The following is an 18,885-nucleotide window of genomic DNA, read 5'->3' as shown; positions in this document are numbered from 1 at the left end:
GTACCAACTGTTTTGGTTATATAAGCGTTCCGTCACTGGAACCTGAAGAAAAAACCTAACCCCGTCTGGCATTCAGAAAGCGCGCGGGGTTGACCTGACGACCATCTTTCAACACTTCGTAATGCAAATGAACTCCGGTTGCACGACCGGTTCGCCCCATCAGGGCAATCTTCTGGCCCTCATCGACCAGGGTGCCCACATCCACCAGTAACTTGGAATTGTGGGCATAGCGGGTGACCAGACCATTGCCATGGTCAATCTCCACCATGTTGCCAAACTCCGGATGGCGCCCCGCCCAGCTGACAATCCCCTTGCCTGTCGCCAGGATGGGGGTGCCGGGCCTGCCGCGGAAATCCACCCCTTTGTGCATCTTGGCGCGACCGTTGAACGGATCGACCCGCCCACCGAAACCGGAGGAGATCCAGACACGCTCCTGCTTGACCGGTGAGCCGGGGATGAAACCCGCATCGGTGATATGGTGGTTCATGATGAAGGATTCAAGTACCGACAGCTGTTCTTCGCGGCTGCTGAGCTGACGGCTGAGGTGTTCCATGGAATCTTGCAGTTCACCCAGGCTGACTTCCAGGTCTGCATCGTAGGAAGGGCCGCCCATCGGGGGCAGCTCCTTGAAGTTGAACTCCTCGGGATCGAGGTCCGCCTTCTCGGTCAGGCGCTCGCCGAGGGCGTTGAGGCGACCAAGTTGTCCCTGCATGGTGCCCACCTGGGCGGCCAGCATGGCAAGCTGTTCGCGGGCTTCATCGGCCCCTTGCGTGGATTTTTGCTGCTGCGCCAGGGTCAGCGCCACTTCCAGCGCCTCCATTTTCTGCTGCCAGCTCTGCCAGAGCCAGCCGCCCCCCAAGGCCAATACAGTGAAGAGAATACCGCCGACCCAGGCCAGACGTTGTTTGGGTAAGTGCAACCTGCGGCGCTGCTTACCGTGGAGGATCAGGGTAATGCTCATAGAAATCTGTCTTCTCGGTCAGGTGAGGCCAAGGGCCTGCACGGGCAATAAAACCGGGAGATAATCGGTATTAAAGGATGGAATAAACAAATGACAGGACGTCGGTGCGGAGAGATGACCGACGTCCTGTTGCACAGCTATCAGGCCAGAACCAGACCGTTGTCGTAGTAAGCGATAGGCGCTTTGTCGCCCTCACCCTCGAAGGTCACCAGTTCCCAGGCCTCCTGCTGGGCCAGCAGGGCACGCAGCAGCTTGTTGTTCAGGGCATGGCCCGTCTTGTAGGCACGGAATTCACCGATGATACTGCGATTGCACATGTACAGATCGCCGATGGCATCCAGCATCTTGTGCTTCACGAACTCGTCTTCGTAGCGCAGACCATCTTCGTTCAGCACCCGGTAGTCATCCAGCACCACGGCGTTTTCCAGGCTGCCGCCCAGTGCCAGGTTCTGGGAACGCAGGTACTCGATGTCACGCATGAAGCCGAAGGTACGGGCACGGCTGATCTCTTTCACGAAGGAGCTGCCGGAGAAGTCCAGCACGCAACGCTGGTTGCGGCCTTCAAACACCGGATGCTGGAAATCGATCTCGAGATCCATCTTGAAGCCGTTGCGATAGGGGTGGAATTCCGCCCACTTGTCGCCGTCTTCAACCCGGATGCTCTGCTTGATCCGCACGAACTGCTTGGGCGCGTTCTGTTCACGAATACCCACTTCCTGCAGCAGATAGATGAACGGATGCGCACTGCCGTCCATTACCGGGATCTCGGGGGCATCAACCTCGACATAGAGGTTGTCGATCCCCATCCCGGCCAGAGCGGCAGACAGATGTTCGATGGTCGACACGCGAACACCGGCTTCGTTCACCAGAGCGGTACAAAGCACGGTATCACGCACCTGATCGGCGTTGGCTGGCAGCGCGACCACAGGATTCAGATCGGTACGCAAGTAAACGATCCCTGTGTTAACAGGCGCCGGACGGAACGTCATAGTGACTTTCCGGCCCGAATGCAGGCCCACACCGGTGGCCTGGACACTCGTTTTCAAGGTTCTTTGTCTAATCATGGGCGTATCCGCTTTAACAGCTCAAATTCCTGACCAGATGGTCGTTGCCGGGCCATCTTAGCACAATCCTTAAGCAACAAACAAACCAGAGCCATCAGAGGCTTAGTCTGCCTGCTTGCGCAGGAACGCAGGAATATCGAGATAATCCGGTTCGCGACGAGCTTGCGGCTCGGCGTTCACCACCTTGGCCGGGGCCTCTTCCATCACGCGAGACTGCAGAGCTTCGCTGATCAGGGGCTGACGGGCCGGACGCTCTTGAACCATGTTGTTCTTGACCAGAGTGATGTCGGGCTTGCGCTCGGCACCGATACCGGTCGCCACTACGGTAACGCGCAGTTCGTCGTGCATTTCCGGGTCGATTACGGTACCCACCACCACGGTGGCGTTCTCGGACGCGAAGGCCTTGACCGCGTTACCCACGGTCTCGAACTCTTCGATGGTCATGTCCATGCCGGCAGTGATGTTGACCAGGATGCCGCGGGCACCGGCCAGATCCACGTCTTCCAGCAGCGGGCTGGAGATGGCCTTCTCGGCCGCTTCTTCGGCACGGTCGTCACCGGAGGCGGAGCCGGTACCCATCATGGCGGTACCCATCTCGCGCATCACGGTACGCACGTCCGCGAAGTCGACGTTGATGAGGCCCGGGCGGGTGATCAGCTCGGCGATGCCCTGTACTGCACCCAGCAGCACGTCGTTGGCCGCCTTGAAGGCGTCCAGCAGGGAGATGCCGCGACCCAGCACCTTCAGCAACTTGTCGTTGGGGATGGTGATCAGTGAGTCGACGTTCTTGGAGAGCTCTTCGATGCCGTGAGCGGCGAAGCCCATCCGCTTCTTCCCTTCGAAGGAGAACGGTTTGGTCACGACGGCAACGGTCAGGATACCCATCTCGCGGGCCACTTCGGCCACGATCGGGGCAGCACCTGTACCAGTACCACCACCCATGCCGGCAGCGATGAACACCATGTCGGAACCGGTCAGCAGCTCGCGCAGCGCTTCCCTGTCTTCCATGGCGGCGTCACGACCCACTTCCGGGTTGGCCCCGGCACCCAGCCCCTTGGTGATGCCACCGCCGATCTGCAAGGTGGTATTGGCACTGGAGTTGCGCAGTGCCTGGGCGTCGGTGTTCACGGTGATGAACTCGACACCCTCGATGTTTTGACGAACCATGTGCTCGACTGCGTTGCCGCCGCCGCCACCCACACCTATCACCTTGATGACGGCTTCGTCAGTGTGGCTATCCATAAATTCAAACATGTTGTCTCTCCGCTTTATTTGCCTGACTCAGCAAAATCTTTAGAACTCGCCACGCAACCAGTTGCTGACCCGTTTGACCAGCCCACCTACGCTTGCCTTGGCGGCATATTCCTTGTTACTGCCGGTGGATTGGTTGGTGCGGCCGTACTGCAACAACCCGACCGCAGTCGAGTACACCGGTGCCTGTACGTAGTCACTCAATCCCCGGATATTCATGGGCTCGCCCACCCGGACCTGGCTCTGGAAGATCTGCTCTGCGCACTCCACAATGCCTTCGATCTGGGCCGCGCCACCGGTCAAGACCACACCGGCGGCCAGCTGATGCTTGACCCCCTGTGCCTTCAATTCGCTCTGCACCCGCACCAGCTCGTCATTCACCATGGAGAGCAACTCGGTGTAACGGGGTTCAATCACTTCCGCCAGTGTCTGCCGTTGCAGGCTGCGCGCCGGGCGACCGCCGACACTGGGCACTTCGATATTGTCTTCCTTGCTGACCAGGCGGCCGAGGGCGCAGCCGTAGCGCACCTTGATCGCCTCCGCGTCCAGCGGCGGCGTGCCGAAGGCATAGGCGATGTCGCTGGTCACCGTGCTGCCGGCATAGGGAATCACCTTGGTGTGACGCAGGGCGCCGCCGGTAAAGAGCGACATGTCCATGGTGCCGCCACCGATGTCCACCACGCAGACACCCAGCTCCTTCTCGTCTTCGGTCAGCACGGCGTAGCTGGAGGCCAGGGCGGAGAAGATCAGCTGATCCACCCGCAGACCCACCTTCTCCACACACTTCTCGATGTTGCGCGCCATGTCGTTGTGGCAGGTGATGAGATGCACCTTGGCTGCCATCCGCACGCCGGAGAGGCCGACCGGGTTCTTGATCCCTTCCTGATAGTCGATGGCGAACTCCTGGGGCAGCACGTGCAGCACCCGCAGCTCGTCCGACAACCGCACCGACTTGGCGGTGTGGATGACGTTGTCCACATCCTCCTGGGTCACCTCTTCGTCGGAGATGGGCACCATGCCGGTCTCGTTGCGGCAATCGATGTGCTTGCCGGACAGCCCCAGATAGACGGAACTGATCTGGCAGTCTGCCATCATCTCGGCCTCTTCCACCGCGCGGCGCAGGGACTTGACCACGGAGTCGAGGTCATTGACCCCGCCCTTCTCCATACCGCGAGAAGCGTGGCTGCCCATGCCGATGACATTGAGTTCGCCATCAGGCAATACTTCGCCAACCAGTACCGCCACCTTGGTCGTGCCGATATCCAGTCCGACAATCAAATTTCTATCTGCGGTGTTGGTCATTCACTTTCTCTTCGCTTTTCTTCCAGCCAACTGCCATCCCGGTGTCGTATCGAAGATCCACGTAAGCAACCCGCTCACGGGGCTCGATGACCGGAAAGGCATCGATAAACCGCTGCAGACGAAGCGCGATATCCGAGCGCCCCACAAACAGCTGAATGTTGCCATCCAGGGTCAGTTCCCAGGCATGGCGGGGGGTCAGATTCACCCCCAGCAACTTGTATCCCTTGGCCGCCAGCAGCGTTTCGTACTGATGGCTGGCTTCCAGCACCTTGGCGGCCTGATCATCGGGCCCGGACAACTGCATCAGGGGCTTCTTCACCCTGTCCGGGGCACTGAATACCTCACCCTTGGTGTTGACGAAGCGGTTGCCGTTCCAGCGAGCCGCCACATCCTGTTCCGTGAGATAGACCTTGATCTTGTTCGGCCACTTCTTTCGTACCGAGACCTGGGCCACCCAGGGCAGAGCGTTCAGACGCGCCTGCAATTCGTTCACATCCAGCTCGAAGAAGTTGCGAAGTTCGGCACCATCCAGCACGGCAGCACGCAACTCATCGGCCTTCAAATATTCGTGTTGCCCCTGCAGCAACAGCTCGCTCATGGGCAACCGACTGGCATCCGTCAGCCAGTCTTTAACATCCAGCGCAGTCTGGTAGAGCCCCCACATGACCAGGATGAAAAATGCCACCCCGGCGATGAAGCCCCCCTTGGTGCGCCCTTGTGCCCTTGCCTCCACCCGATCGATCCCCGTAAAACGCGCCATGCCGGCCACTTGCAGACCGGTTCGCCATTATATAGGCCTCGGCTTGGCGGTCAAAATACTCATTGGGCCCTCAGGCACCGGATTTCATGCTATCCACGCTCAATTTCATCTCGCCGAGACGACGGGCCAGTGCACCGACGTTACCCGCCCCCTGGGTCAATACCAGATCCCCCTCGCCAATCAGGTCGGCCAGCACCGCGGGCACATCGTCCGGCGTTGCGACAAAGATGGGCTCCAGGGTGCCGCGGGAGCGGATGGAGCGGCACAGGGCACGACCATCGGCACCGGGGATGGGCTCCTCACCGGCGGCATAGACCTCCAGCATCACCAGCACGTCCACCTTGGAAAGCACGTCCGCGAAATCTTCGTAGAGATCCCGGGTCCGGCTGTAGCGGTGCGGCTGGAACACCATCACCAGCCGCTTCTCGGGCCAGCCGGCACGAGCGGCGTTGATGGTTACCTTCACTTCGCTCGGGTGATGACCGTAATCGTCCACCAGCATGGCCTTGCCACGGCCGGTTTCGAACTCGCCATATTGCTGGAAGCGGCGCCCCACCCCTTCAAACTTGGAAAGTGCCTGGATGATGGCCTCGTCGCCGATGCCGTCTTCGGTTGCCACCGCGATGGCGGCGGCGGCGTTGAGGGCGTTGTGGATGCCCGGCAGATTCAGGGTCACCTCCAGCTCACCCGCCCCTGCACGGCGCACCCGGAAGCGGCTGCGATTGCTGGTCTGCACGAAGTCCAGCACCTGCACATCGGCATCATCGCTCAGACCGTAGGTGAGGGTAGGACGGGCGATCTCCGGCAGCATGCCGCGGATCACGGGGTCATCCACGCACACCACGGCCAGGCCGTAGAACGGCAGGTTGTGCAGGAAATCGATGAAGGTGGCCTTCAACCTGGAGAAATCGCCACCATAGGTGTCCATGTGATCCGCTTCGATGTTGGTCACGATGGAAACCATGGGTTGCAGATGCAGGAAGGAGGCGTCGCTCTCGTCCGCCTCGGCAATCAGATAACGGCTGCTGCCCAGGCGGGCATTGGTGCCGGCGCTGTTGAGCAGACCGCCGATGACGAAGGTGGGGTCGCGATCCGCCTCGGCATAGATGCTCGCCACCAGACTGGTGGTGGTGGTCTTGCCGTGGGTCCCGGCGATGGCGATGCCGTGACGGAAGCGCATCAGTTCCGCCAGCATTTCGGCGCGGCGCACCACGGGAATACGCAGCTCGCGGGCAGCCAGCAGCTCGGGGTTGTCCTGCTTGATGGCGGTGGAAACCACCACCACGCTGGCACCGTCCACATGCTCGGCACTGTGACCGACAAAAATGTGTGCGCCCAAAGAGGCCAGGCGTTCGGTCACCCCGTTGCGGGCCAGATCCGAGCCGGTCACCTGATACCCTTCATTGGCAAGCACTTCCGCAATACCGCCCATACCGGCGCCACCGATGCCGATGAAGTGGATGCGACGCACGCGGCGCATTTCGGGGATAACGGTACGCAGTTTTGCCAGTTCAACCTTGGTCATAGTTCTTTCTCAATTCGCGGCCACAGGCCATTTTCATTCGGCGACATTCATCAGTTCGAAGACAGAAGCGGGGCCTTGGCGGCACATCTTGGCCTTCCATCTCGTTTGGCTCAGCCGGTGGCGAGCCGCTTGCACTCATCGGCAACCCGTTCGGCAGCATCGATGATGGCGACCCGGCGCGCGGCCTGGGCCATGTTCAACAGAGTTTCCCTGCGCCCGGCGAGCCAGGAGAGGCGCGACGCCAGCGCCGCCGGCGTCAGCTCGGACTGGGGCAGGAACTCGGCCGCACCGCCGTCGACCAGGGTCAGGGCGTTGCGGGTCTGGTGATCGTCCACCGCATGGGGCAGGGGCACGAAGATGGCGGCCACACCGGCAGCGGCCACTTCGGAGACGGTCAATGCGCCGGCGCGGCACACCACCAGGTCCGCCCAGGCATAGGCATCCGCCATGTCCTTGATAAATTCACTCACCTCGGCCTCGACCCCCAGCCCGGCATAGGAGGCAGCCACGGCCTCCCCGTTGCCCTTGCCGCATTGGTGACGCACCTCGATGGGCACACCGGCAGTTGCAACCGCAGGAGGCACCTGCTCGTTGAGGACCCGGGCTCCCAGGCTGCCACCGACCACAAGCAGGCGCAGAGGATTGCTGCTGCTGCGCAGTTGGGGATCCGGCAGCGCCACCACCTCGGGGCGCACCGGGTTGCCCACCACGGCGGTGCGGGCATTGGGTGCGAAGGCACCGGGGAAGGCCATCAGTACCCGCCTGGCGATACGGGCCAGCAGCTTGTTGGTCAGGCCGGCGGCGGCATTCTGCTCGTGCAGCAGCAGCGGAATGCCGGACAGCCAGGCGGCCACGCCACCCGGGCCGGAGGCGAAGCCCCCCATGCCCAGCACCACATCGGGCTGGATGGTCTTGAGCACCTGGCGGGCCTGCAGCACGGATTTGATGACACGGTAGGGCGCCGCGAGCAGACGCTTGATGCCGTTGCCACGCACCCCTTGGATGTCGATGAAGGAGATGGGATAACCATGGGCAGGCACCAGCTCCGCCTCCATCCGGTCGGCAGTGCCGAGCCAGTGGATGGTCCAGCCCTGGGCCTTGAGGCGATCGGCGACGGCCAGGCCGGGGAACACATGGCCCCCGGTACCACCCGCCATCACCAGTAACGTCTTGCTCATGCAACCTCCCGCACGCGCGCCTGGGCACTTGCCTGGCGCAACTCGAAATCGATACGAATCAACATGCTCACCGCCACCATCATGATGATGAGACTGGAGCCGCCATAGCTGACCAAGGGCAGGGTCAGCCCCTTGGTCGGCATCATGCCGCTGGCGGCACCGACGTTGACGAAAGTCTGGAAGCTGAACCAGATGCCGATGCCGATGGCCAGATAACCTTCATAGAGCCGCTCGGCCACCAGCGCCTGGTGACCCAGCTTGAGCGCCTTCACCGCCAGCGCAAAAATCAGGAAGAGTGCGCCAAGCACCCCCACGTAGCCCAGCTCTTCGCCCAGAATGGCGAACACGAAGTCGGTGTGGGCCTCCGGCAGGTACTCCATCTTCTGGATGGAGTTGCCGAGCCCCTCGCCAAACCAGCTACCCCGACCAAAGGCCATCAGGGACTGGGTCAGCTGATAGCCGCTGCCAAAGGGATCGGCCCAGGGGTCGAGGAAGGAGGTCACCCGCCGCATCCGGTAGGGCTCCGCGATGATCAGGGTCACCACGGCGCTCACCCCCACCAGGATGAGACCGATGAACTGCACCAGCCGGGCACCGGCCAGGAACAGCATCCCGAGGGAGGTGACGAACATCACCACCACTGACCCGAGATCCGGCTGGGCCAGCAGCAGGATGGCCACCACGAACAGCACCGCCATGGGTTTCATGAAACCGATGAAGCGCTCGCGCACCTCGCTCTGGCGGCGCACCAGATAGCCCGCCAGATAGACGAACAGCGCCAGCTTGCCGAACTCAGCCGGCTGCAAGTTGAAGGGGCCCAGCGGCAGCCAGCGTACCGAACCGTTGACGCTGCGGCCCACCAGCAACACCATCACCAGCAGCACGATGGCCAGCAACAACATGGGGCCGTTGTAGTGCTGCCAGCGTGCCATGGGTACCTGCAACACGAACCAGGAGATACCCAGCGCCATCACCAGGAACATGCCGTGGCGCTTCACGAACATGAAGGGATCGTTGTTGATGGCGATCCCCTCAGGAATGGAAGCGGACGCCACTATTACCAGCCCGACGCCCATCAGGGCGAGGGCCAGTACCACCAGTTGCCGATCGTAAAGACCGGCGGGGCGTGCCGGTAGCAACCAGCGCTGCAAGAATCCCGCAACCATGCGCAGGGCGTTCATAAGCCCATCACCAGTTCGGTGAAGCGATCGCCGCGCGCTTCAAAGGATTTGAACTGATCCAGGCTCGCGCAGGCCGGCGCCAGCAGCACCCAGTCACCAGGCCTGGCGTCGGTCGCCGCCTTGGCGACAGCAGCGTCAAGATCGGCAACCCGCTCGGTCTGTTCGCCCAGGGCCAGCAGCACCTCGGCATCCTGACCAAAACAATACATGTGATCGATCTGGCTGCCGAGCAGCGCCTGCACCGGGCCGAAGTCCTGCCCCTTGCCCTGGCCACCGGCCAGCAGCAGCAGGCGGCCCTTGACCGCTTCACGCACCCCGGCCACGGCGGCCAGGGTCGCCCCCACGTTGGTGGCCTTGGAGTCGTTGATCCAGCGCACCCCATTTACCTCCCGCACGAAGCGGGCACGGTGAGGCAGGCCTTCAAAGCGGCGCAGCACGGCAAGTTGTGCCTCGCGGGGAATGCCCACCGCATCGCACAGGGCCATGGCCGCCAGGGCATTGGCCTGGTTGTGGGCACCCACTATCTTCATCTCGTCCACCGCCAGGAGCGGCTCGCCGTGCAAGGTCAGCCAGTGACGGCCCTCCAGCTCGCAGCGACCGTAGCCGTTGCAGTCGAGGCCGAAACTCTGCCACACCTGACCCACATCGGGCAGGGTCTGGGGATCGTCGCGATTGATCAGGATGTGCTGGGAGTGCTGATGGATCTCCATCTTGGCGGCGCGGTAATCCGCCATGCCGGCATAGCGATCCATATGATCTTCACTGAGGTTCAGGACCACGGAGGCGGCGGCCCGCAGGCTGTAGGTGGTCTCGAGCTGGAAGCTGGAGAGCTCCAGCACGCAGAGATCCATGGGCTGCTTGAGGAGCGACAGCGCCGGGGTGCCGATATTGCCCCCCACACCGACCTTGAGCCCCGCCTCGGCGATCATCTCACCCACTAGCGTGGTGACCGTGCTCTTGCCGTTGGAACCGGTGATGGCGATGACGGGCGTCTGGGTTTCACGCACGAACAGTTCGATGTCACCGACGATGCGCACCCCGAACTCGGCGGCGGCCTTCAACTCCGGAGTCGCCAGGGCGATGCCCGGGCTGGCCACTATCATGTGCGCCTGCTTGAGCCGCTCCGCGTCCAGCCCGTGGATGAGCTCCACCTCGGGGGGAAGCTCGTCCTTGCCCGGCGGGTTGGCACGGGTGTCCATCACCAGCGGCGTGACGCCGCGGTCGAGGAAGTAATCGACGCAGGAGAGTCCGGTTTTGCCGAGTCCGATGATGATGACCATGGCTTACCTCACCTTCAGGGTGGCGAGGCCAAGCAGCACCAGCATGAGGGTGATGATCCAGAAGCGCACGATGACGCGCGGCTCCGGCCAGCCCTTCTTCTCATAGTGGTGATGGATGGGGGCCATGCGGAAGATCCGCACGCCGCGCAGTTTGTAGGATCCGACCTGCAGGATCACCGAGACGGTCTCCATCACGAAGACCCCCCCCATGATCACCAGCAGGAACTCCTGGCGCACCAGCACGGCGATGGTACCGAGCGCGCCGCCCAGGGCCAGGGAACCCACATCCCCCATGAAGACCTGGGCCGGGTAGGTGTTGAACCAGAGGAAGCCCAGGCCCGCGCCCACGATGGCGGTACAGACGATCACCAGCTCGGAGGTGTAGGGCACGTAGGGAATGTGCAGGTAGTTCGCGAAGTTGACGTTGCCGGTCGCCCAGGCGATCAGGGCGAAGCCCCCCGCCACCATCACGGTGGGCATGATGGCGAGGCCATCCAGGCCATCGGTCAGGTTGACAGCGTTGGAAGTACCGACGATGACGAAGTAGGTCAGCAGGATGAACATCAGGCCGAGCTGGGGCATCACATCCTTGAGGAAGGGGACCACCAGCTGGGTCTGACCATCGTGGGTGGCCGTGGCGTAGAGGAAGACTGCCACACCCAGCGCGACCGCGGACTGCCAGAAGTACTTCCAGCGGGCGATGAGGCCATCGGTGTTCTTGCGCACCACCTTGAGATAGTCATCGGCAAAGCCGATGGCACCATAGGCCCCCAGCACGAACAGCACCAGCCAGACATAGGGGTTGTCGAGACGGCACCAGAGCAGCACAGAAGTGAAGATGGCGGCAATGATCATCAGGCCGCCCATGGTCGGGGTGCCCTTCTTGCTGAGGTGGGATTCGGGACCGTCGTTGCGGATCACCTGGCCGAACTTCATGATCTGCAGGCGACGGATGAGGCGCGGCCCCATCCAGAGCGCCACCACCAGACCGGTGATGATCGACAGGATGGCGCGAAACGTCAGGTAGGAGAAGACGTTGAAGAAGGTGAAGTGCGGGGTGAGCAGTTCCGCCAGCCAGACTAGCATGTGGCTGACTCCTGATGGCCCTTGACCATCTCGACGATATCTTCCATGCGGGAGCCACGGGCGCCCTTGACCAGAATCGAAATTTCCTGATGTGTCTTTATCATTTGCGCAAGCACTTCAAACAACGACGCCTTGTTATCGAAATGTCGGCCAGCCGCGGCATCTGCGGTGTGGCGACTCTGTTCCCCTACGGTCAGCACGGCATCGAGGCCCTGCTCACGGGCGTGGTGTCCGACCCGGGCATGCTGCGCGGCGGACTCCTCACCCAACTCTTTCATGTCACCGAATACCAGCACCTTGTAGCCGTTCATGGCGGTCAGGGCATCGATACCCGCCAGCACGGACTCCACGCTGGCGTTGTAGGTGTCATCCACCAGGGTGAGGCCACCCCAGCGTTGCACGCAGAAACGGCCCTTGACCGGCGCCATCTGCTCCAGCCCCGCCTTGACGGACGCAAGCGATGCGCCCAGGGCCAGGGTCCCGGCGGTAGCAGCCAGGGCGTTGGCCACGTTGTGGCGACCCGGAATGGCCAGGGTCAGGTTCACCTCTCCCTGGGGCGTCACCATCACGAACCCGGCACAACCCTGCTCGTTGAGCACGATGTCGCGGGCGTGGAACGGCTGACACTGATCCTCAAGGGAGAAGGCGCAGTGGATGCCCTTTTCACGCCACTTCGGCCAGAACTCGTTGTCGGCATTGACGATGGCGGTGCCGCCCTCGCCTAACCCTTCGAAGATTTCGCTCTTGGCATGGAACACCCCTTCCAGGGAGCCAAAGCCTTCCAGGTGCGCGGCAGCGACATTGTTGATGATGGCGGCGTCGGGTCTGGCGAGCGACGTGGTCCAGGCGATCTCGCCCGGGTGGTTGGCTCCCAGCTCCATCACCGCGAACTGGTGTTGCGGCTCGAGGCGCAGCAGGGTCAGCGGCACCCCCACCTCGTTGTTGAAGTTGCCGGCGGTGGCCAGCACCTCCCCTTCACAGCGCAGGATGGCCGTCGCCATCTCCTTCACCGTGGTTTTGCCACAGCTGCCGGTGATGGCGAGCACTTTCGGATTGATGCGCTCGCGCACCAGCCTGCCCAGACGCCCAAGCGCCTTGAGGGTGTCGCCCACCACCAGTTGTGGAATGGCCAGCGGCAATTCGCGCTCCACCAGCAGGGCACTGGCGCCGGCGGCAACCGCCTGGTCGCAGAAATCGTGGGCGTCGAAACGCTCGCCGCGCAGGGCAACGAACAGCGCGCCTGCGCCCAGGGTACGGGTGTCGGTGCTGACCGCCGTGATCTCATGGTCGCCCCCGATCAGACGGGCATCGAGCACCTGCGCCAGGTCGGCAAGCCTGAGGGTCATCATTTGAATGACTCCATTAATGTGTGCAAGGCGGCTGCGACGGTTTCCCGATCGCTGTAGTGCCGCTTGTCGGTTCCAATGATCTGATAATCCTCGTGGCCTTTGCCGGCCACCAGGATGATGTCCTCTTTGCTCGCTTGACTCAGTGCCAGCTGGATTGCCTTGGTCCTGTCGTGCTCGATCTGCACGGCGCCGGGATCGCGAAGACCCGCCACCATGTCGGCCATGATCCGGGCCGGCTCCTCGGTACGGGGATTGTCGTCGGTCAGGATCACGCAGTCCGCATGCAGCTCCGCCATGGCAGCCATCATGGGACGCTTGCCGCGATCCCTGTCGCCGCCGCATCCCACCAGGCACCAGAGCCGGCCGTGACAGTGCACCCGCAGGGCCTGCAATGCCTTCTCCAGCGCATCCGGGGTGTGGGCGTAATCGACCACGGCGAGCGGCGCATCGCCACCGCCGAAGCACTCCATGCGACCGGTCACCGGTTGCAGTCTGGGGGCCGTCGCCAGCAGGTCATCGAAGTCGTAGCCGAGCACCAGCATGGCGCCCATGGCGCCCAGCACGTTGCTGACGTTGAAGCGGCCGAGCAAGGGGGCGGATAATACACCATTCCCCCAGCTGGAGTTAATGCGCGTATCAAAACCTTGTTGGTGGAAATGGGGATCCTGCGCCGTCAGTTGTCGTCCGGCATGGTTTTCAATCGGACCATGAACCCCGAAGGCCACCGCACCGGGATAGGTCGCCAGCCATTGCCGTCCCAGATGGTCATCGGCGTTGATGACGGCGCAAGGCTCATCCACCAGCTTCAGCAACTCCTCCTTGGCGGCGGCATAGGCCTCCATGGTGCCGTGATAGTCCAGATGATCCCGGCTCAGGTTGGTGAAGACTGCCGCGGCAAACGGCAGGGCCGCCACGCGATGCTGCACCAGACCGTGGCTGGAGACCTCCATCGCCACCAGATCAGCCCCCTGCTGCTGCAAGGCGGCCAGATTGGCCTGCACCTGGACCGCGCTGCCCGTGGTGTTCTCTGCTTCGATGAGCTCGCCAAACAGACCGTTGCCTATGGTGCCCATGACCCCGGCCTTGCCCCCCAGCAGGGTGCGCCAGTTGGCCACCAGCAGGGCCGTGGTGCTCTTGCCGTTGGTGCCCGTGATGCCCACCAGTTGCAACTTTTGCGCAGGGTGACCGTAGAAATGACCGGCCAGCTCGGAGAGACGAGCGGGAAGATCCCTCATGCCGATGCAGGGGATCTGGGTCGCCGGAGGGACGAATTCTCCGTCCTCCTCAAACAGCACGGCGGTCGCTCCCTGAGCCACCGCCTGTTCGATGAAGCGCCTGCCATCCACCTGATGGCCACGAATCGCCACGAAGAGCGAGCCGGGACCGACCCGCCGGCTGTCGAGCTGGAGATCGGTGAGGGAAAGCGCCGGTGCATCGATGCCGAAGCGGCTCATCAGTTGATCAAGTGTGCGGGGCGGCATGGGAAGCCTCCGAAAATGCGGGAATGCGGGCGCTCGTACACGCCATGGAAAACGCCCCGACAGCAGCGGGGCCGATGGAAAAAGCCGGATGCCCGTCAAGTACGCGGTGCGCCATTGTTGGCCTCCGTGCGGGCAAGCTTGGCGGGTACCTCGGGCGGGATCGCATCGGGACGGATGTTGAAGAGCTGCAACACGCCTCCCATGGCCTCCGCAAAGGGCGGGGTCGCCACGGCACCGCCGTAGTAGGCATCCCCCTTGGGTTCGTTGATCACCACCACCATGACGAAACGGGGATTGCTGGCTGGCGCGAAACCGGCAAACCAGGCCATGTAGTCCTTGCCATAGCCCCCAGCCACGGCCACCTTGGCGGTACCACTCTTGCCACCGACCCGATAACCGGGGATCTGGGCCTTGGGAATGGCATTGCTGACCACGTACTCCAGCGCCTGCAACATGGCAGCGGCGTTGTTGTGATCGATGACCTGCTCACCCTTGGGCGGCTTGGTCACCTTGATGATGGAGAGCGGTACCCGCTTGCCCTTGTTGGCCAGGGTGGCGTAGGCGGAGGCCAGCTGCAGCGGGGTCACTCGCAGACCATAACCGAACGACAGGGTGGCGCGTTCGATGTCGGACCAGCGGCGACGCTGGGGCAGCATGCCGCTGCTCTCCCCCATCAGGCCGCTGCCGGTGTCCATGCCGAATCCCACCATGCTCAGGGTATTGATCATCTCCTGGGCCGGCATCCGCAGCGCGATGCGCGACATGCCGATGTTGGAGGAGTAGCGCAGGATGTCGTAAAGGTTGGTCGCCTTGTGGATACTCACGTCACGGATCTGCTTGGCCCCGATGAAGAGGGGGCCGCCCGGGATGAAGTCCTTCCAGCTGGTGACACCGGCTTGCAAGGCACTAAGCAAAATCAATGGCTTGACCGTGGAACCCGGCTCATAGGTATCGGTCACCACCCGGTTTCGCACCCGGAAACTCTGGTACTGGCCGCGGTTGTTCGGGTTGTAGGAGGGGGTGTTGACCATGGCGAGTACCTCGCCGGTCTTCACATCCAGCATCACCATGGAGCCGGAGGTGGCCTTGTTCTCGTCGGTAGCCCGTTTGAGGGCGCGATAGGCCAGCGCCTGCACCCGCTGATCGATGCTCAGTTGCAGATCGTTGGCGTGCTTGCCCTCTTTCACCAGGCCCAGGCGCTCGATGACGCGGCCCTGCCTGTCCTTGCGCACCCTCATCTCGCCAGGGGTTGCGGTCAGCCACTCGTTGTAGCTGCGCTCAATCCCCTCGATGCCGCTGCCATCGATGTTGGTCACCCCCACCAGGTGGGAGCTTATCTCGCCGGTCGGGTAGAAACGGCGCGCCTCGGGGCGCAGATAGATGCCCCCCAGCTTCAACCCCTTGATGTACTCGGCCACCGCAGGCGTCACCTGCCGCTGCAGATAGACGAAGCGCTTGCTCGGGTTGGCGATGCGATGCTTGAGGGTGTTGATGTCGAGCTTGAGCACCGCGGAGAGTGCCAGCCAGGCACGCTCGTTGTGGATGGCACCGGACTCATGCACCGTCTTGGGATCAGCCCAGACCGCTTCGACCGGTACGGATACCGCCAACTGTTCGCCATTGCGGTCCGTGATCATGCCGCGCACCGCCTGGGTGGAGGTGGTGCGCAGGGAGCGCATGTCCCCCTCCTGGCGCAGTCTGTCCGGATCGATCACCTGGATCCAGGCCAGCCGCAGGATCAGCCCCGCAAACGCGATGCCGATGAAGAAAACCAGGGTACGAAAGCGCCACGGGTAGAGTGAGGGTGCTTTCGCCTTGGCTTTGTCCTTTGCCGGAGCCTTGGTGGCGGCCTTGCGTGTCATGGTTGTGTAATTACCTTTTCAGTGGTCACCAGGGGACGAGCCATCTGCAACTTGTCCATGGCCAGACTCGCCACCCGGGAGTGCTCAGCCAGTGTGCCCTGTTCCAGCAAGAGGTGGCGCCACTCGATGTTGAGCCTGTCCTCCTCCGCCATCAGATCGTTCTGCTTGGCCGTCAGACCCCGGGTCATGTTGGTCACCAGGATCACCGCAAAGGCGGTGACCAGCACTGCGACGGTCAACAGGACCTGCAACTTGTGGCGCCAGAGATCCGCAACGATCTCCCTGGCGAGGTGAACGCGCACGTCGCTCATCGCTTACTCCGCAAGACGCTCTGCGACCCGCAGCACCGAGCTGCGGGACCGGGTGTTTTCATTGACCTCGTGCTCGGAAGGCTTGAGTGCCTTGCCGATCGACTTCAGCTTGCGACCACCGGCCAGCTGGGCTTCGGTCAGAGGGATCCCGTGGGGTACTTCCGGACCTTTCTCATGCTTGCGAATAAAATGCTTCACCAGCCGATCTTCCAGAGAGTGGAAGCTGATGACGGAGAGACGACCGTGAGGAGCCAGCACGTCCAGCGCGCCGTTGAGGGCGGTTTCAATTTCGTCCAGCTCGCTGTTGATATAGATGCGGATGGCCTGGAAGCTGCGGGTCGCCGCGTGCTTGCCCTTCTCCTTGCTCGGGTTGACCCGGGCAATCATCTCCGCCAGCTGGCGGGTGCGCACATAGGGCTCTGTCACCCGATCGTGCACGATGGCGCGAGCAATCTTCTTGGCGAAGCGCTCCTCACCGAAGGTTTTCAGCACCCAGGCGATGTCGTCCACATCGGCACGGGCCAGCCACTCGGCGGCGCTCTGACCGGAGGTGGGATCCATCCTCATGTCGAGCGGGCCGTCCTTCATGAAGCTGAAGCCACGTTCGGCATCGTCAAGCTGGGGGGAGGAGACACCGAGATCCAGCAGGAAGCCATCGACCTTGCCCAGCAGGCCGCGCTCGGTCAGATAGCGGGTGATGCCGGAGAAGGGACCGTGCACGATCTCGAAACGGGGATCCTGGATCTTGGCCGCCTCGGCAATGGCCTGGGGATCCCGGTCGATGGCGATCAGACGGCCATTGGGGCCCAGATGCTGGAGAATGAGACGAGAGTGACCACCCCGGCCAAAGGTACCGTCGACGTAGATACCGTCCGGCTTGATGGCCAGCCCTTCGACGGCTTCGTGCAACAGCACTGTGATGTGTTCAGCGGCTTGGGTCATTTATAAAGAAAAATCCTGTAGTCGTGGTGAACTTGCCCAGTCGTCCTCGGGCAGGCCCAGGATGTCGTCGTTGATCTGTTGTTGCCAGCGGGCTTCATCCCACAGCTCGAATTTGTTGAGCTGGCCCACCAGCATGACTTTCTTGTCCAGCCCGGCATGGCTGCGCAGCGGCTGGCTGAGCAGCAGACGGCCATTGCCATCCAGTTCGCATTCGGCCGCGTGGCCGAGCAGCAGACGCTGCAGGCGGCGTTCCGCCGGGTTGGTGCTGGAAAGGGTCTTCAGCTTGCGCTCCACCTCTTCCCATTCATTCAGGGGATAAAGCAGCAGACAGGGATGGGCGATGTCGATGGTGCAGACCAGCTGGCCGTCGCATTCGTCGCGCAGCCAATCACGAAATTTGGTCGGAATCGCCAACCGCCCCTTGCTGTCCAGGCTGATGGCGTGAGCGCCACGCAACAAATTGCAGTCCCCGAAGGTGAGTTATGGGGGCTAGATGCCCAATAAAACCACTTTGATCCACTTTTCTCCACCATGAAGTTTAAGGACGAGCAGGGGGCTTTTCAAGCAAGGATCTCGAGCATGGGGAACATATTGACGCAGCGTGATGGGACTACCGATTAAATGAATTGATTTTCCACAAGTTATTTGTGTTACCCGCAACTCGATTAATTTTCAGCAATTAAAAAACTGACAAATTGCACGAATAAACATCAGCCATGCAGGCCGCGCTTCTCCAGCGCCATCACGATATTCAGAACATGGAAAAATTCCACATAACAGATTGATATAAAATACATTTGTTAAACATAGCTAGCCCAACAGTAAATATCACGAGTCAACCGAGGCAGTACTTTATGGTTAATAAAAAGAGCCTTGCGATAAATCGCAAGGCTCTTCAGGAAAGAGGTCGGAGTCGGCCTGTAAGCCGGGTTCTGTACCGGGTTGCCCCGGGTAGCAATCATTCCTCTAGGCCAGCAATCGCTCGCTGGCTCAAGCAACCTACCCGCCCCCAACGCGGGCCGCGCCAATAGGGGCCTATTTGGTCTTGCTTCGGGTGGAGTTTACCGTGCCACGAACTGTTGCCAGTCGCGCGGTGCGCTCTTACCGCACCCTTTCACCCTTACCTGATCCCTTGCGGGCCATCGGCGGTCTGCTCTCTGTTGCACTGGTCGTAGGCTCGCGCCCCCCAGGCGTTACCTGGCACCCTGCCCTGTGAAGCCCGGACTTTCCTCCCCTCCGCCCGTCTGTCCCGAGGGACACAACGACGAAGCAGCGATTGCCCAGCCAACTCCGAGGCGCGGATTATAGCCTCGCGAGACGGACGGGGTAAACCGTCAATTCCGGTTTACGGC

Annotated in this window: 16 protein-coding genes and 1 other RNA gene; all 17 read right to left on the bottom strand. The window is 62.1% G+C overall.

The window, feature by feature from the left end:
* Positions 1 to 55: 55 nt before the first annotated feature.
* The 17 genes from C2U30_RS16915 to rnpB all read right to left on the bottom strand — a co-directional run bounded on the left by C2U30_RS16915 (position 56) and on the right by rnpB (position 18,825).
* Positions 56 to 961 (bottom strand): M23 family metallopeptidase, encoded by a 906-nt coding sequence (locus C2U30_RS16915; protein WP_039040495.1) that lies wholly within the window; start codon positions 959 to 961, stop codon positions 56 to 58.
* Between the two features lie 140 nt (positions 962 to 1,101).
* On the bottom strand, positions 1,102 to 2,025 hold the full coding sequence (lpxC, locus tag C2U30_RS16910) for a UDP-3-O-acyl-N-acetylglucosamine deacetylase (RefSeq protein WP_010675831.1): 924 nt from the start codon (positions 2,023 to 2,025) through the stop codon (positions 1,102 to 1,104).
* 102 nt (positions 2,026 to 2,127) lie between these two features.
* Positions 2,128 to 3,279 (bottom strand): cell division protein FtsZ, encoded by a 1,152-nt coding sequence (ftsZ, locus tag C2U30_RS16905; RefSeq protein WP_005305686.1) that lies wholly within the window; start codon positions 3,277 to 3,279, stop codon positions 2,128 to 2,130.
* 39 nt (positions 3,280 to 3,318) lie between these two features.
* On the bottom strand, positions 3,319 to 4,578 hold the full coding sequence (ftsA, locus tag C2U30_RS16900) for a cell division protein FtsA (protein ID WP_010675832.1): 1,260 nt from the start codon (positions 4,576 to 4,578) through the stop codon (positions 3,319 to 3,321).
* Complete coding sequence (locus C2U30_RS16895; RefSeq protein ID WP_029314839.1) at positions 4,559 to 5,311, bottom strand: cell division protein FtsQ/DivIB; 753 nt, start codon at positions 5,309 to 5,311, stop codon at positions 4,559 to 4,561. The genes ftsA and C2U30_RS16895 overlap by 20 nt, the downstream gene beginning before the upstream one ends.
* Before the next feature lie 97 nt (positions 5,312 to 5,408).
* Entirely contained in the window at positions 5,409 to 6,863 is a 1,455-nt protein-coding gene (murC, locus tag C2U30_RS16890) for a UDP-N-acetylmuramate--L-alanine ligase (protein WP_041211792.1), read from the bottom strand.
* 110 nt (positions 6,864 to 6,973) lie between these two features.
* The gene (gene murG / locus C2U30_RS16885; protein ID WP_103244154.1) at positions 6,974 to 8,041 is read right to left on the bottom strand and encodes an undecaprenyldiphospho-muramoylpentapeptide beta-N-acetylglucosaminyltransferase; all 1,068 of its coding nucleotides are present in this window, start codon (positions 8,039 to 8,041) and stop codon (positions 6,974 to 6,976) included.
* Positions 8,038 to 9,222, bottom strand: a complete 1,185-nt coding sequence (gene ftsW, locus C2U30_RS16880) for a cell division protein FtsW (protein WP_052814462.1) — start codon at positions 9,220 to 9,222, stop codon at positions 8,038 to 8,040. The genes murG and ftsW overlap by 4 nt, the downstream gene beginning before the upstream one ends.
* Positions 9,219 to 10,502 (bottom strand): UDP-N-acetylmuramoyl-L-alanine--D-glutamate ligase, encoded by a 1,284-nt coding sequence (murD, locus tag C2U30_RS16875; RefSeq protein WP_045522163.1) that lies wholly within the window; start codon positions 10,500 to 10,502, stop codon positions 9,219 to 9,221. The genes ftsW and murD overlap by 4 nt, the downstream gene beginning before the upstream one ends.
* Positions 10,503 to 10,505: 3 nt before the next feature.
* Positions 10,506 to 11,588, bottom strand: coding sequence for a phospho-N-acetylmuramoyl-pentapeptide-transferase (gene mraY, locus C2U30_RS16870; protein ID WP_010675838.1), 1,083 nt, complete (start codon positions 11,586 to 11,588; stop codon positions 10,506 to 10,508).
* On the bottom strand, positions 11,582 to 12,937 hold the full coding sequence (gene murF / locus C2U30_RS16865) for a UDP-N-acetylmuramoyl-tripeptide--D-alanyl-D-alanine ligase (protein WP_103244153.1): 1,356 nt from the start codon (positions 12,935 to 12,937) through the stop codon (positions 11,582 to 11,584). Before murF ends, mraY begins: the two co-directional genes overlap by 7 nt.
* The gene (gene murE / locus C2U30_RS16860; RefSeq protein ID WP_045522167.1) at positions 12,934 to 14,418 is read right to left on the bottom strand and encodes a UDP-N-acetylmuramoyl-L-alanyl-D-glutamate--2,6-diaminopimelate ligase; all 1,485 of its coding nucleotides are present in this window, start codon (positions 14,416 to 14,418) and stop codon (positions 12,934 to 12,936) included. The genes murF and murE overlap by 4 nt, the downstream gene beginning before the upstream one ends.
* 95 nt (positions 14,419 to 14,513) lie before the next feature.
* On the bottom strand, positions 14,514 to 16,280 hold the full coding sequence (locus tag C2U30_RS16855) for a peptidoglycan glycosyltransferase FtsI (protein WP_010675841.1): 1,767 nt from the start codon (positions 16,278 to 16,280) through the stop codon (positions 14,514 to 14,516).
* Positions 16,277 to 16,591 carry a cell division protein FtsL gene (gene ftsL / locus C2U30_RS16850; protein ID WP_010675842.1) on the bottom strand — a complete coding sequence of 105 codons (315 nt, stop codon included), beginning with the start codon at positions 16,589 to 16,591 and terminating at the stop codon, positions 16,277 to 16,279. Before ftsL ends, C2U30_RS16855 begins: the two co-directional genes overlap by 4 nt.
* A 3-nt stretch (positions 16,592 to 16,594) precedes the next feature.
* Positions 16,595 to 17,533 (bottom strand): 16S rRNA (cytosine(1402)-N(4))-methyltransferase RsmH, encoded by a 939-nt coding sequence (rsmH, locus tag C2U30_RS16845; RefSeq protein WP_010675843.1) that lies wholly within the window; start codon positions 17,531 to 17,533, stop codon positions 16,595 to 16,597.
* Entirely contained in the window at positions 17,534 to 17,992 is a 459-nt protein-coding gene (gene mraZ, locus C2U30_RS16840; RefSeq protein WP_039040489.1) for a division/cell wall cluster transcriptional repressor MraZ, read from the bottom strand.
* Between the two features lie 446 nt (positions 17,993 to 18,438).
* Positions 18,439 to 18,825: RNase P RNA component class A (gene rnpB / locus C2U30_RS16835), an RNA gene on the bottom strand.
* Positions 18,826 to 18,885: the final 60 nt, after the last annotated feature.

The sequence above is a fragment of the Aeromonas sp. ASNIH5 genome (assembly GCF_002902865.1).
Classification (GTDB): Bacteria; Pseudomonadota; Gammaproteobacteria; order Enterobacterales; family Aeromonadaceae; genus Aeromonas; species Aeromonas caviae.
Note: the sequence above shows the minus strand (reverse complement) of the source record. Positions and strands in the feature narration are given on the sequence as shown.

Coding starts and splice junctions, on each gene's coding strand:
- C2U30_RS16915 (WP_039040495.1), bottom strand. CDS start 961: ATGAGCATTACCCTGATCCTCCACGGTAAGCAGCGCCGCAGGTTGCAC.
- lpxC (WP_010675831.1), bottom strand. CDS start 2,025: ATGATTAGACAAAGAACCTTGAAAACGAGTGTCCAGGCCACCGGTGTG.
- ftsZ (WP_005305686.1), bottom strand. CDS start 3,279: ATGTTTGAATTTATGGATAGCCACACTGACGAAGCCGTCATCAAGGTG.
- ftsA (WP_010675832.1), bottom strand. CDS start 4,578: ATGACCAACACCGCAGATAGAAATTTGATTGTCGGACTGGATATCGGC.
- murC (WP_041211792.1), bottom strand. CDS start 6,863: ATGACCAAGGTTGAACTGGCAAAACTGCGTACCGTTATCCCCGAAATG.
- murG (WP_103244154.1), bottom strand. CDS start 8,041: ATGAGCAAGACGTTACTGGTGATGGCGGGTGGTACCGGGGGCCATGTG.
- ftsW (WP_052814462.1), bottom strand. CDS start 9,222: ATGAACGCCCTGCGCATGGTTGCGGGATTCTTGCAGCGCTGGTTGCTA.
- murD (WP_045522163.1), bottom strand. CDS start 10,502: ATGGTCATCATCATCGGACTCGGCAAAACCGGACTCTCCTGCGTCGAT.
- mraY (WP_010675838.1), bottom strand. CDS start 11,588: ATGCTAGTCTGGCTGGCGGAACTGCTCACCCCGCACTTCACCTTCTTC.
- murF (WP_103244153.1), bottom strand. CDS start 12,937: ATGATGACCCTCAGGCTTGCCGACCTGGCGCAGGTGCTCGATGCCCGT.
- murE (WP_045522167.1), bottom strand. CDS start 14,418: ATGCCGCCCCGCACACTTGATCAACTGATGAGCCGCTTCGGCATCGAT.
- C2U30_RS16855 (WP_010675841.1), bottom strand. CDS start 16,280: ATGACACGCAAGGCCGCCACCAAGGCTCCGGCAAAGGACAAAGCCAAG.
- ftsL (WP_010675842.1), bottom strand. CDS start 16,591: ATGAGCGACGTGCGCGTTCACCTCGCCAGGGAGATCGTTGCGGATCTC.
- rsmH (WP_010675843.1), bottom strand. CDS start 17,533: ATGACCCAAGCCGCTGAACACATCACAGTGCTGTTGCACGAAGCCGTC.